Source organism: Clostridium sp. Marseille-P3244, from assembly GCF_900120155.1.
In the GTDB taxonomy this organism is placed as follows: Bacteria; Bacillota; Clostridia; order Lachnospirales; family Lachnospiraceae; genus Mediterraneibacter.
In genome coordinates this window covers 1,982,662-1,996,496 of the sequence record NZ_LT635549.1, presented here as the reverse complement: position 1 = coordinate 1,996,496, position 13,835 = coordinate 1,982,662, and the positions used below count along the sequence as shown (strand labels likewise).

Here is a 13,835-nt window from a genome sequence, read left to right as displayed (position 1 = left end):
TTTTCCCTTCTTTCTTACAATTCAATATTCTGTTTTATTATACTATCCCCTCCTTTATAAGTCGAGGGAAAATAAAAAAAGTACGGCGGGATCAGATCCCGCCGCGTCTCTGTTTTCTCTGTTACGTCCAGACCGGTTCAGATGATAATGCAGACGAGACCGCCGTTTGAGTCGTTTACGATCTTCTGCATGGAATCCTGAAGTTTTACCTGGCTTTCGTCGTTGATCATGGAAATCTTATTCCTCATACCGTCCATAACCAGCTCTTCCACCGTCTTCCCGAAAATGTTGGTTCCCCAGACACCCTCCGAAGTGCTGCTCTCCTTCTTAATATATTCCGCCAGGTCCTCCGCCTGCTTTTCACTGCCCACAATGGGCGCGATCTCTGTCTCTATGTTGGCCCGGATCATGTGGATGGAAGGAGCCTCGGAGCGGATCTTCACCCCGTACTTGCTGCCCTGCTTGATGATCACCGGTTCCTCCAGCCGGATATCCTCCTTGGACGGTGTCACCACGCCGTATCCTTTCATCTTCACATCTGTAAATGCGTCCCGGATCCTGCTGAATTCTTCCCGCATGGACGCAAGTTCCTTCATGGTTGATATCAGCTCATATTCTCCTCTGATATCAGCCCCGGTCAGCTCGCTGAGTACTTCATAGTAGTATTTCTGCTCAAATCCGATCCGTATGGCCACCCGTCCCGAGTCCATGTCGATCCGGTCTACGGAAATACTGTCTATGTACGGGCTTTCTGTGCCGATATCACGGGACACGATGCTCCTTACGTCGTCCAGATCCTCCATCACTGACCGGACATTGTCCAGAAGGTCCTGTTTGATCCGGTGATCCCGGGAGAGCATCTCCACCCATTTGGGTACATAGAATTCCACTTCTGTAATGGGAAATTCGTAGAGGATCTGCCGCATGATCTCATGGATATCCTCGGTCTTCATCTGCTCACAGTTTACGAGAATAACCGAGGCTTTGTATTTCTGTTCCAGCTCCTCCTTCATCTTTTTTGCCTCCTCTGTATACGGCTTCTGGCAGTTCAGCAGGATCAGGAACGGTTTTCCGATGGACTGCAGCTCTTTCACTGTCTTTTCCTCAGCCGCCACATAGTTTTCCCGGGGCAGATCTGTCACGCTTCCGTCTGTTGTCACGACAAACCCGATGGTGGCATGGTCATGGATCACTTTCTGGGTACCGATGGCCGCCGCTCTGGTAAACGGGATCTCATACTCAAACCAGGGGGTCTTCACCTGCCGTTCTGCGTCATTCTCCGTATGCCCGGAAGCGCCCTCCACCATATAGCCCACACAGTCGATCAGCCGGATCTTTACTTCCACATCATCAGAAAGGTGAACTAAGGCCGCCTCCTTCGGCACAAATTTCGGCTCTGTTGTCATGATCGTCGTCCCCGACGCAGACTGGGGAAGCTCATCCTGTGTCCGTTCTCTTGCATGTTCATCTGTCATGTTGGGCAGGACCAGGAGATCCATAAAGCGCTTGATAAATGTTGACTTGCCTGTCCGCACCGGACCGACTACCCCGATATAGATCTCCCCGTTCGTTCGTGCTTTCATATCTCTGTATACCTGAAATGAATCCATAAAAATACCCCCTTGTTCTGCTGATACAGTGTATGCAGATACCAAAGGGGGTATGACACTCTTTTTTTCAGTTCTCCCATTTCAGAGCCAGGCTCTCGCTCCGGGATTCTCTCTGCATCAGATCATCCACAGCCTCTGCCGGAGATTTCCCGTCGAACAGCACTGCGTTGACCTCGTCCACAATAGGCATGGAAACATCATACTTCCGCGCCAGCCGCGCCGCCGCTTTTGCGGAATAGACGCCTTCTACCACCATTTTCACCTCATCCATGGCCTCCTGCATGGTCCGGCCCTGTCCGATCAGATATCCTGCCTTGCGGTTCCGGCTGTGGACACTGGCACAGGTAACGATCAGATCTCCGATCCCTGTCAGTCCCGTAAAGCTCTCGATCTTTCCGCCCATCTTAACACCCAGGCGGGCGATCTCCGCGATCCCCCTTGTGATAAGGGCAGCCTTTGTATTATCCCCATACCCCAGACCGTCAGCGATACCTGCCGCAAGGGCAATAACATTTTTCAGAGAGCCGCCCAGTTCCATCCCCAGGATATCCGGACTGGTGTACACGCGGAACACCCTGCTGATAAACATCGACTGCAGATATTCCGCCGTCTTCTTTGTTCTGGCCCCGATCACGCAGGTTGTAGGCAGCCTGCGCCCCACTTCCTCCGCATGGCTGGGCCCTGAAAGGACTGCCACATCCGCCTGCGGGATTTCCTGTTCGATCTGCTGTGAGAGGGTCATAAGGGTGGCCTCTTCGATCCCTTTTGCCACATCTACGATGATCTGTCCCTCTTTCACATATGGATTCATCTTCCGTGCCGTCTCCCGGGTAAACGTAGACGGTACTGCCAGTACCAGGAAATCCTTCCCCGCGATCACGGACTCCATATCCGTTGTGGCCTTCATGTCGTCCGGCAGCTTCACTCCCGGCAGTTTCAGCACATGTTCTTTCTTTTCATTGAGCATCTTCACTTCTTCTCCGTCAATGGACCAGACTTCCACGTGATGCCCGTTATCATGGAGAAGGACAGAGAGCGCCGTGCCCCAGCTTCCGGCGCCAAACACACCTACATTTGCCATAATCTGCTACTCCTTTACTGTTTCTTAGACCCGAATTTGTTTTCCGTTCCACTGATCAGCCGCCCGATATTTGCCCGGTGACGGTACCACGCAAGAGCCGTCAGCAGGAAAAGCACCACATAGAGCTCATAACACCTGGGCGCCTCCATATCCAGCCAGCCCATCTGTCCCATCAGGATCATTTCGATCAGAAATACTGTATAGGCCGACAGGGAACCGACAGATATGTATCTTGTGATCACCACCGGAACCAGGAAAAATGCCAGTGTGACCAGGATCATCAGCAGGCTCCCGGGAAGATGCCAGAAACTGTTGAGAACTACCAGGCCCGCCATCACTGCGATCCCCTTTCCTCCTTTGAAACTCATATAGAACGGAAAATTGTGCCCCAGGGTGACCCCCGCCCCTGCATACATAGCAAGAAGCGGAAAATAATCGCTCCCGCGGTACATGAAATACGTGATCAGGAACGCCGCCACACATTTCAGCACATCCCCCGCAAATGTCATGATGCCGGCCTTCCAGCCCAGGACCCGCAGCGCGTTTGTAGTGCCCGCGTTGCCGCTTCCCTTCTTTCTGATATCCACATGGCTCATTTTCCCGACCAGATACCCCGTCTGCAGAAGCCCGCACACATACCCGACCGCAAGACAGATCAACCGTTCCATACCTTTACTGCTCCTTTTCCTTTCTCTCCCTTATAAAAAACTTCAATGATGTCCCCCGAAACCCGAATGCCTCTCTGATCTTATTCTCAAGATATCTTGTGTAGGAGAAATGCATCAGCTCTTTGTCATTTACAAAAATGACAAAAGTAGGAGGCTTTACGGAAACCTGAGTGATGTAGTACAGTTTCAAACGTTTTCCTTTGTCCGACGGCGGCTGCTGAAGCGCGACGGCCTCCGTCATGATCTCGTTCAAAACACCGGTGGCCACGCGCAGGGTCTGGTTCTCGATCACCATATCGATCATATCGTACAGTTTATTCAGTCTCTGCCCTGTCCGGGCGGACACATACATGATCTCCGCATAGGGCATATAGGACAGTACCTGCCGGATGTTGCCCTCATACTCCCGCATGGTCCTGTCGTTCTTTTCAATGGCATCCCACTTATTCACCACGATGATCACGCCTTTTCCCCTCTCGTGGGCAATGCCGGCGATCTTGGCGTCCTGCTCTGTCACGCCCTCTGTGGCATCGATGACCATCAGCACCACGTCCGAACGCTCAACCGCGGTCACAGTCCGTATAATGCTGTACCGTTCCAGCTCTTCCTTGATCCTGCTCTTTCTCCGAAGCCCGGCTGTGTCAATGAAGATATATTCCTTTCCGTTATGGACGATCTCTGTATCAATGGCATCCCTTGTTGTCCCTGCCACATCAGAGACGATCACCCGGTTTTCTCCCAGAAGACGGTTGATAATAGAAGATTTTCCGACATTGGGCTTTCCTACAATGGCGATCCGAGGCCGGTCATCCTCTTCCTCCCCGGCGTCCGCCTGTGGAAAATGCTCTGCGATGACTTCCAGCATGTCTCCCAGTCCGAGCCTGGATGCGGCCGATATGGGGATGGGATCTCCGATCCCAAGATTGTAGAATTCGTACACATCCGCCATATATTTGTCAAAGTTGTCTACTTTATTCACTACCAGGACGACCGGTTTTCCGGAACGCCGGAGCATGTCCGCCACTTTAGAATCAGCGTCCACCAGCCCCTGTCTTACATCGGTCATAAACAGGATCACATCCGCCGTCTCAATCGCGATCTGCGCCTGTTCTCTCATCTGGGAAAGGATCACATCCTTACTGTCCGGCTCGATGCCGCCGGTGTCGATCATCGTAAACTCTTTGTCCAGCCATGTCACGTCTGCATAGATCCGGTCCCTGGTCACCCCCGGGGTGTCTTTTACTATAGATATCTTTTCTCCTGCCAGTGCATTGAACAATGTTGACTTTCCCACGTTGGGACGTCCTACAATGGCAACTGCCGGTTTGCTCATCTCTTATTCAGCCTTTCTATCTTAATTTAAAATTGCGTCGATCAGATCCTGTCCGCTTGATTTTACAATATCGACAGGAACTTGTAAAGCTTCTGCTGCCTGTTCCACCGTGTAATCATCCAGAAACACATCTTCGTCCGCCCGGAGCATACTGCACGGGATCAGAAGCCGTTTCCCCAAATTCTTTCCTTTCAGCTGTCCGGTGAGATCCTGTCCGGTGATCAGGCCGGCCACTGTGATCCGTTCCCCGAAAAACCGGTTTTCAATGGCATACACATGGATCCGTATCCCGGGAAATCTTTCCTCCATCCTGGCTGCCATCTTCCGGATATAAGGGTACGCCAGCTTTCCGGTGGCAATGGACAGTTCTTCCTCTCTTTTGTCTCCTGTAAGAGACCGGTAACCCTCTTCAAATTCATCCATCAGAAGGCGCAGCATCCCCACTCCGTTCTCCAGCTGGAGATATCCGTCATATCGTCTTTCTTCCGGGACTTCCTGCCCGGCCAGAAGGTACCATTCATCTCCTGCGTGGATAAAATGCATCCCATATTCCTCAAACAGTTTCTCCTGCCATCTGTGGATAACCGCGAGCACCTCCCTGGCGTCCTCCCGGGTAAACGGTTCCAGCGGACAGAGGCCGTCCCGGAATCTGGTAAGCCCCACAGGGACAACCGACACACTTTTCAAAAGAGGGATATATCTGGTCAGATCCCGGATGGAACGTTCCAGCTCGTCTTTATCATTGATCCCCCTGCACAGTACAATCTGTCCGTTCATCTCGATCCCGCCCTGATAGAACGCGTCCACCTTTTTCAGCGCGTCCCCCGCAAACCGGTTGTGCAGCATCCGGCACCGAAGCTCCGGGTTGGTTGTATGGAACGAAATATTAATCGGCTCCAGACGGTACTTTATGATCCGTTCTACATCATGGTCCGTCATATTGGTCAGCGTAACATAGTTTCCCTGAAGAAAAGACAGACGGGAGTCATCATCTTTAAAATAAAGCGTATCCCGCATTCCCGGCGGCATCTGGTCAATGAAGCAGAAGATACACCTGTTACAGCAGGATCGGTACTCATCCATCAGACCTTCCCCGAATCCGATGCCCAGCTGTTCATCCGCATCTTTCCCGATTTCCAGCTCCCACTGTTCGCCGTCGGGCTTTTCTATGAGAAGAAGGATCTCCTCGTCCTCCACATAATACTGGTAGTCAAAAATATCCTCGATTTCATTCCCATTGACTGACAGCAGCACATCACCGGGCTCGATCCCCATCTCTTCCGCGATACTTCCCTGTTCCACTGTCTGCACGATATGTTTATGTGTCTTTGTTGTATGTTGACGCTTTCCCATCCGTCTGCCAAAAGCTCCTCGTCCTGTTCTTCTGCCCGTTCTTTCCCGGACACTTATCAAGTATAACATAATTCCCGTCTCCCGCAAAGCATCCACGCTGAAAACGTCTTGAATTTCCCCGGGAAAGGTGTTATAAAAGAGATGTAAAATCAGAATAAATTCACCAACAGGAGAAAACCATGTCCAATATCGAACTCTTAGAAAGAACTCTGCCTGCCGCTCCCCTGAAAATCGTAGCAATGGAGAGCTGCCGGGCGCTGGGGAAAAAAGTCAATGATTATATTGTCTCCTTCCGGGAAAACACGATCAATGAAGCCTCTGAATCATCCCTGTATGTCAATTACAAATCGAACAATTATCTCGTGGACTGCTGCTGTCCCCGTTTCGGAACGGGAGAGGCAAAAGGTGTCCTCCGGGAAACGATCCGGGGAACCGACCTCTTTATCATGACAGATGTCTGCAACTACAGCCTTACATACACGGTAAACGGACATTTGAACCATATGTCGCCGGATGATCATTACCAGGATCTGAAGCGGATCATCTCCGCGGCCACCGGCAAAGCCCGCCGCATCAATGTGATCATGCCGTTTCTCTACGAAAGCCGCCAGCACAAACGGACCAAGAGAGAGTCTCTGGACTGCGCCCTCGCCCTGGAGGAACTGACCAATATGGGAGTCACCAACATTGTCACCTTTGACGCCCATGATCCCCGTGTGCAGAACGCTATCCCACTGAGCGGATTTGACAGCTTCAATCCGCCTTATCAGTTTATGAAGGCGCTCTTCCGCGCTGTCCCGGATCTTGTTCCTGACAAAGAACATCTGATGATCATCAGCCCGGATGAAGGGGCCATGCACCGTGCCGTCTATTTCTCCAATGTTCTCGGCGTGGACATGGGTATGTTCTATAAGCGCCGTGACTATTCTACTATTATAAACGGGAAAAATCCCATCGTCGCTCATGAATTTCTGGGAGATGATGTGTCCGGGAAAGATGTGATCATCGTCGATGACATGATCTCTTCCGGTGGCAGTATGCTGGATGTGGCAAAACAGCTGAAAGACCGGAAAGCCGGCCGGGTCTTCGTGTGTACTACATTTGGCCTGTTCACGGACGGCTTTGAAAAATTTGATGAATACTATAACAAAGGTTACATCAACAAGGTGATCACCACAAACCTTACATATCTTCCGCCGGAGCTATACGAAAAACCTTATTTTGTATTGGCTGACATGAGCAAATTCCTGGCGTTGATCATCGATTCCCTGAATCATGACATCACCATCGGATCCGTCCTCAATCCGACGGACAAGATCCATGCTCTGCTGGAAAAAAGGGCCCGCGGAGAAAAAATATAGAAAAAGATACGGAGGCAGATTTAATTCTGCCTCCGGCTTTCGTATTTCATCTTCATTTTCAGGAATCTGATAAACGACGCATACCTTTCCTCCACGCTCTCACCGGTTTCGGCAAATTCCATGCTCTCCGCCGCGGCGGTCAGAAAACGTGCGTCAATCTCAGACTGATGGCTCTGAAGAAATTTTATCCGCTCTTCATTGCTGTCCAGATCAAGGAATTCCAGAATCATTTCCGTTGTATTCCCATAATGCTTCAGCCGGAGCCCGCTGTTATCTTTCAAATCCCGGCACAGTTCGAAGCGGTATTTCTGCTCCTCCTGGGGATATCTGCGGGGATCAAGAGGCGTCAGAAACGCGTCCAGCTCACTTGCGTAAACCCGATGCTCTCCTTCCACAGATTCAAAGATCACCATATCTTCCCCGGTTTCCGTACAAGTAGCGATATAGAGGATCTTATAACTTTTCCCTTTGAAATGTCTGTAAATTTCTCCCGGTTTCGGAATTCGCCTCGCCATGTGCAGCTCCTTTCCTTCTGTCGTCCTGTCTGGTCCTGTTTGGGACATAGTCATTTCCGGTTTGGGACGTAGTCATTTTGAAAATGACTACGTCCCCGATGCAATTTCGGCTCAATTAATACAACTTCGCGCTGATCAGTTTCGGCCGGAACCCTTTCCGCTCCAGCGCATCCAGGATCCTGTTTTTATGTTCTGTACCGAATGCCTCCATCGTGATCCTCAGTTCCACCGCGGCATTGCGGTTTGTGCTGACAAACTGATTGTGCTCCAGTTTAATGACATTTCCCTGCTCATCCGCGATGGTCTTGGCCACCTGGACCAGCTCTCCGGGCTTGTCGGGAAGGAGCACAGATACAGAGAAGATACGGTCTCTCTGGATCAGACCATGCTGTACGATAGAAGACATTGTGATCACATCCATGTTGCCGCCGCTCAGGATACAGACCACCTTTTTCCCTCTGCAGTCCATCTGTTTCAGAGCCGCCACAGAAAGAAGTCCGGAATTCTCCACGATCATCTTGTGATTTTCCACCATATCAAGGAAAGCGCCGATCAGTTCGTCATCTTCTACCAGAAGCATGTCATCGACATTCTCCCGGACATAGGGAAGGATTTTTTCACCTACTGCCTTCACCGCTGTCCCGTCTGCGATCGTATTGGCACTCTCCAGCTCCACCACTTCCCCGGCCTTAAGAGCTGCTGTCATGCTTGCCGCCTCTGCGGGTTCTACTCCGATCACCTTGATCTTCGGATTCAGCATCTTGGCCAGAGTGGCCACTCCTGAGAGCAGGCCGCCTCCACCCACAGGGACAAGGATATAGTCCACCGTGGGCAGCTCCTGCACGATCTCCATGGCGATGGTGCCCTGGCCTGTAGCTACATCGATATCATTGAAAGGATGTACGAACGTGTATCCCTCTTTCTCCGCCAGCTCACAGGCATATGCGTATGAGTCATCATACACGTCTCCGTAGAGGATCACTTCTGCCCCGTAACTCTTTGTCCGGTTGACTTTGATCAGCGGAGTAACTGTAGGCATGACGATCACGGCCCTGCAGCCAAACTGCTTCGCCGCGAAGGCAACCCCCTGGGCATGATTACCCGCTGACGCAGTGATCAGTCCGCGTTTTCGCTCTTCCTCTGAAAGAGTGCTGATCTTATAATAGGCTCCGCGTATCTTATATGCTCCCGTATGCTGCATATTCTCAGGTTTCAGATAAACTTTACCGCCGCTCATTCCGCTCAGGTAGTCGCTGTATATAAGCTTTGTGGGATTCGTCACTTTCTTTACCAGCTCGCTGGCTTCCTCAAACTTCTCTAATGTCATCATCTTTCTTCCTCCTGATAGAACAACGCGTTTACAAATTCATCTGAGTCAAATTTCTGCAGATCGTCAATGGTCTCTCCGACGCCGATATACTTCACCGGAATCCCCAGTTCCGCCTGAATCGCGACGGCAATCCCGCCTTTCGCGGTCCCGTCCATCTTTGTCAGGATCACCCCGGTAATGTCTGCCACTTCATTGAACTCCCTTGCCTGTGCCAGCGCGTTCTGTCCGGTCGCCGCGTCGAGTACTACCAGCGTCTCTTTGAACGCTTCGGGATATTCCCGCTCGATGACCCGATTGATCTTCTTTAATTCTTCCATCAGATTTTTCTTGTTATGGAGTCTGCCCGCGGTGTCGCACAAAAGGACATCCGCCTTTCGTGCTTTGGCCGCAGATACTGCGTCAAAAACCACCGATGCCGGATCCGCGCCCTCCTGACCTCCGATCATATCTACGCCTGCCCGGTCCGCCCATTCCTTCAGCTGTTCACCGGCTGCCGCCCGGAAGGTATCCGCGGCTGCCAGGATCACTTTTTTCCCCTGACTCTTCAGCTTGCCGGCCAGCTTCCCGATGGTGGTAGTCTTTCCTACTCCGTTGACGCCGATGACAAACACCACAGAAGTCCTGTTCTCAAACTCATAAGCAGTCTCCCCTACATCCATCTGGCTCTTAATGCTGTCGATCAGGATCTGTCTGCACTCTGACGGTTCCTTTATATGCCGTTCTTTCACCTTCTCCTTCAGTTCGTCCAGGATATTCTCTGTGGCCCGGACTCCAAGATCGCCCATGATGAGCGTCTCCTCCAGCTCTTCATAAAACTCATCATCTATCCTGGAAAATCCATGGAAAATACTGTCCATTCCGGACACGATATTATCTCTTGTCTTTGTCAGTCCCGAGACAAGACGTCTAAAAAATCCCTGATTCTCTCCCATTGATCGAAATCCCTGCCTTTCCTCAGTTTCCATGCTGTCAGTTTACATGCCGCTTCATCCGGAATGCGGTCCCGCGCTGAGCAGCTACTTATCCAGTTCATCTTCCAGGAGATCCACTGACACAAGAGTGGATACTCCTTTCTCCTGCATCGTGATCCCGTACAGACGGTCTGCTGACGCCATAGTACCTCTTCTGTGTGTAATAACGATGAACTGGGTGCTTTTTGTCAGCTTATGCAGATACCGGGCGAACCGGGTCACATTATTGTCATCCAGTGCTGCCTCGATCTCGTCCAGAAGGCAGAACGGGGACGGCTTCAGATTCTGAATGGCAAACAGAAGTGAAATGGCCGTCAACGCTTTTTCCCCACCGGACAGCTGCATCATATTCTGCAGCTTTTTACCGGGTGGCTGCGCGATGATACGGATTCCCGCTTCAAGGACATCCTCATCTTCCATCAGTTCCAATGTCCCTTTCCCTCCTCCGAACAGCTGCCGGAATACTGTATTGAACTCTTCGGATATTTTTGCGAACTGCTCGGTAAACTGCTTTCTCATGGCAGTATCAAGCTCATCTATGATGCGGATCAAAGCGGCTTCCGCCTCTACCAGATCATCATGCTGTCCTTTCAGGAACTCATATCTCTCAGATATATTTTTATAATCTTCGATCGCGTTTACATTGACGGAACCCAGATTCTTTATGTCACTTTTCAACGTCTGGATCTGCCGCTTCATGTAGGACAGGTCTGTCAGATTCTCATTGCGGAGCTCCATGGCATGGTTGTATGTGATCTCATACTCTTCCCACATATAATTCATTTGTTTCTCAGACGCCGCCTCGTAAGATTCCTTTTGGCTGTTCAGCCGGAAACACTCCTTGTCGAGAGCCGAAATATGTTTGGAAAGCTCTTCTCTCTGTCTGAGGAAATCCCTGTGTTTCTGATTTAATTCTTCTTTTTTTTGCGTCTGAGCCTCAATCTCCCTGCCGATCTCGGTAAACAGATCCTTGGAATCCTCGATCGTCTGTCTGAGATCCTGGATCTTTTCTTCTTTCTGACGGATCTCTTCTGAAGTATTGTCCTTGTTTGCGTCAAGTTCCCGGAGCTCTGCCCGGAATTTCTCTGTTTCCTCGCCGATACGTGAAATATTTTCCAGGATAAATACATTCTGCTGTTCCAGACCGGCCAGAGCAAGATGCGCCTCCTCAGACTGTTTCTGCTGCGTCATCTCTGCCGCTTTCTGCTGTTCCAGCGCTTTCTGCAGCTCTTCGATCTGTTCGTTTAACTTTTCCTCCAGATTCTCTGAAGTCTCAAGCTCCATCTGGATAGACTCTTCATTTTCCTGGATTTCTCCAAGCTGTCTGTCCAGTTCCTTTTTTTCATTCTGGTAGCTGTAAGACCGCTGGCCTGCCTCCTCCAGGCGGACACGGGTCTGCTCCACATTCATCCGTGCCGTATTTTCTACAACAGAAGCCTTCCTGAGTTCTTTCTGTATATCGTCTATCGTATTGTAGCAGGCTGCCCGGGAGTTCTTCACTCTGCTCACATCCTGCTCCAGCGCTTCCATATCTTTTTTGAGCATTGCCACAGTCTTCTCAAACTCTTCGATCTCTCTGCGCCTGCTCAGAAGGTTGCTGGAATTCTTAAATGCGCCTCCGGTCATGGAGCCGCCCGGGCTGATCAGTTCTCCCTCCAGGGTTACAAGCCTGAGGGACTGCCGGTACTTTCGCGCGATCGCGATTCCGTCGTCAATGGAGCGGACCACAATCGTACGGCCAAGAAGCTGATCTGCCAGACTCTCAAATCTCTTTTCCACATGGACCAGTGAATTTGCCAGTCCGATCACTCCCGATTCCTCAAGTGCTTCCGGTGTACGGATTCCCCCGCCTTTATGCATGCTGGTAAGAGGAAGGAATGTAGCGCGCCCGAATTTGTTTTTTTTCAGGAACTGGATCATTCTCTTCGCCGTGTCCTCATTGTCAGTGACAATATTCTGGATACTGCCTCCCAGGGCAGTCTCAACGGCGATCTCATATTCTTTGTCTACTTTGATGATGTCCGCCACGACACCGATCAGACCTTTTTCCTTATCTTTATTGGCCATGACTCTGCGGATACTGTTTCCATATCCGTCATAGCGCTCTGTGATATTCTTCAAAGACTCCAGACGGGAAGATTCTCTGTGATAAGCTGTCTGACCAAGACGCAGCTTCTCCTGTTTCTCATTCAGTTCCTTCTGCAGACTTTCTATTTTCTTCTCATTTTCCGCGATCGTTTCATTGTAGCCCTGAAGTTCTTTCTGGATTTCCTTAAGCTCCCTCTCGTATTGTTCCAGCTGCTTGCCGAGCTGTTCCGAAAGGGATGTGATTTCCAGGATACCACGGTCCAGAACAGACTTTCTGGCAGCAATCTGCTCCTTTGTGGTGTCGTAATGCTGGATCTTGGCCTTTGTAGAAGCACGGTTTCCCAGGATCTCCATGATCTCCTGTTTCCGTTCTTCGATCTCTGTAGTATACTCCGCGATCTGCGACTGCACATCCACCAGACACTCTTTCGCTCTGGCATCCTGAAGTGAAGCTTCCCTGAGCTTTAAACTGATCTCTTCTTTTTCCCTTTCAAAGGCAGAGCGCTGACTCTGGCGGCTTTCGATCTCGGCATGAATCGTATTCGCACGGTTACCGTAATGTTCATCGTTCATCCGGGCCGTGTTGATCTGTTCCTTTAAAACATTGATCTGGCCTTCCAGCTGCTGCTTCAGCAGGCTGGTCTCATTGAGCTGGTTCCTTGCTGTCTCAATGGCCAGCTCTATCTCTTCGACTTCTTCCTCGACGGCCTCATATTCCGTCTTCATCCTTTCATACCGGACATTCGATTCTTCCATCTCCGCGGAGGCAACCTCATATTTTTCCTCCACTTCTTTCACCCGTTCCCGCAGGCGCTCTTCTTCAAGCAGAAACATGTTGATATCGTATGTCTTTAATTCTTCTTTCTTTTTTAAATATTGTCTCGCTGTATCGGCCTGCTTTTCCAGAGGCCCAAGCTGCTTTTCCAGTTCCTGTAAAATATCGTTGACCCGGGTCAGGTTCAGTCTCTCTTCCTCCAGCTTTCTCAGCGACAACGTTTTTCTCCGCTTAAACTTCACGATGCCGGCCGCCTCATCAAAAAGCTCCCGGCGCTCTTCCGGTTTTCCGCTGAGGATTCTTTCGATCTGTCCCTGTCCAATGATAGAATAGCCCTCTTTGCCAATCCCCGTGTCATAAAACATCTCATTAATGTCTTTGAGACGGCAGGATGCCCCGTTGATCAGATACTCACTTTCTCCTGACCGGTACAGCTTCCGGGTCACCGTCACCTCTTCGTAGTCTACAGGAAGCTGATGATCCGAATTATCCAGCGTGATCGCCACGGCAGCGTAGCTTAAAGGCTTCCGGTTCTCGGTACCGGAAAAAATAACATCCTGCATGCTCCCGCCTCTGAGCTGTTTCACTCTCTGTTCCCCCAGCACCCATCGTACCGCGTCAGCCACATTGCTCTTTCCGCTTCCATTGGGTCCGACGATCGCAGTGATCCCGTTGTGGAAATCAAATTTTATCTTGTTGGCAAAGGATTTAAATCCCTGCACTTCTATGTTCTTTAAATACATAAAACAC

Annotated in this window: 10 protein-coding genes; 1 reads left to right on the top strand and 9 read right to left on the bottom strand. The window is 50.6% G+C overall.

The features are described 5' to 3' along the window. Positions 1 to 137: 137 nt before the first annotated feature. From spoIVA to BQ7367_RS11225, 5 genes are all read right to left on the bottom strand, one after another. A complete protein-coding gene (gene spoIVA, locus BQ7367_RS11245) occupies positions 138 to 1,610 on the bottom strand; it encodes a stage IV sporulation protein A (RefSeq protein ID WP_072525513.1) in 1,473 nt (490 codons plus the stop codon). A gap of 67 nt (positions 1,611 to 1,677) precedes the next feature. Further along, positions 1,678 to 2,691, bottom strand: a complete 1,014-nt coding sequence (locus tag BQ7367_RS11240) for an NAD(P)H-dependent glycerol-3-phosphate dehydrogenase (protein WP_072525512.1) — start codon at positions 2,689 to 2,691, stop codon at positions 1,678 to 1,680. 14 nt (positions 2,692 to 2,705) lie between these two features. Then, on the bottom strand, positions 2,706 to 3,359 hold the full coding sequence (plsY, locus tag BQ7367_RS11235; protein WP_072525511.1) for a glycerol-3-phosphate 1-O-acyltransferase PlsY: 654 nt from the start codon (positions 3,357 to 3,359) through the stop codon (positions 2,706 to 2,708). Between the two features lie 4 nt (positions 3,360 to 3,363). Then, positions 3,364 to 4,692: a ribosome biogenesis GTPase Der gene (gene der / locus BQ7367_RS11230; protein WP_072525510.1), complete on the bottom strand. Its 1,329-nt coding sequence runs from the start codon at positions 4,690 to 4,692 to the stop codon at positions 3,364 to 3,366. A 21-nt stretch (positions 4,693 to 4,713) separates the two neighbouring features. Next, positions 4,714 to 6,114, bottom strand: coding sequence for a DUF512 domain-containing protein (locus BQ7367_RS11225; protein WP_268874771.1), 1,401 nt, complete (start codon positions 6,112 to 6,114; stop codon positions 4,714 to 4,716). Between the two features lie 110 nt (positions 6,115 to 6,224). Here BQ7367_RS11225 and BQ7367_RS11220 point away from each other — a divergent pair, with 110 nt between their 5' ends. Next, the gene (locus BQ7367_RS11220; RefSeq protein WP_072525509.1) at positions 6,225 to 7,406 is read left to right on the top strand and encodes a ribose-phosphate pyrophosphokinase; all 1,182 of its coding nucleotides are present in this window, start codon (positions 6,225 to 6,227) and stop codon (positions 7,404 to 7,406) included. A 20-nt stretch (positions 7,407 to 7,426) separates the two neighbouring features. On the opposite strand, the gene BQ7367_RS11215 is transcribed toward BQ7367_RS11220, so the two are convergent. The 4 genes from BQ7367_RS11215 to smc form a co-directional block, all read right to left on the bottom strand. After that, complete coding sequence (locus BQ7367_RS11215; RefSeq protein WP_072526197.1) at positions 7,427 to 7,921, bottom strand: DUF1653 domain-containing protein; 495 nt, start codon at positions 7,919 to 7,921, stop codon at positions 7,427 to 7,429. A 115-nt stretch (positions 7,922 to 8,036) separates the two neighbouring features. After that, the gene (ilvA, locus tag BQ7367_RS11210) at positions 8,037 to 9,251 is read right to left on the bottom strand and encodes a threonine ammonia-lyase (RefSeq protein ID WP_072525508.1); all 1,215 of its coding nucleotides are present in this window, start codon (positions 9,249 to 9,251) and stop codon (positions 8,037 to 8,039) included. Continuing rightward, complete coding sequence (gene ftsY / locus BQ7367_RS11205) at positions 9,248 to 10,183, bottom strand: signal recognition particle-docking protein FtsY (protein WP_072525507.1); 936 nt, start codon at positions 10,181 to 10,183, stop codon at positions 9,248 to 9,250. The genes ilvA and ftsY overlap by 4 nt, the downstream gene beginning before the upstream one ends. 84 nt (positions 10,184 to 10,267) lie before the next feature. After that, entirely contained in the window at positions 10,268 to 13,828 is a 3,561-nt protein-coding gene (gene smc, locus BQ7367_RS11200) for a chromosome segregation protein SMC (protein ID WP_072525506.1), read from the bottom strand. Positions 13,829 to 13,835 lie beyond the last annotated feature (7 nt).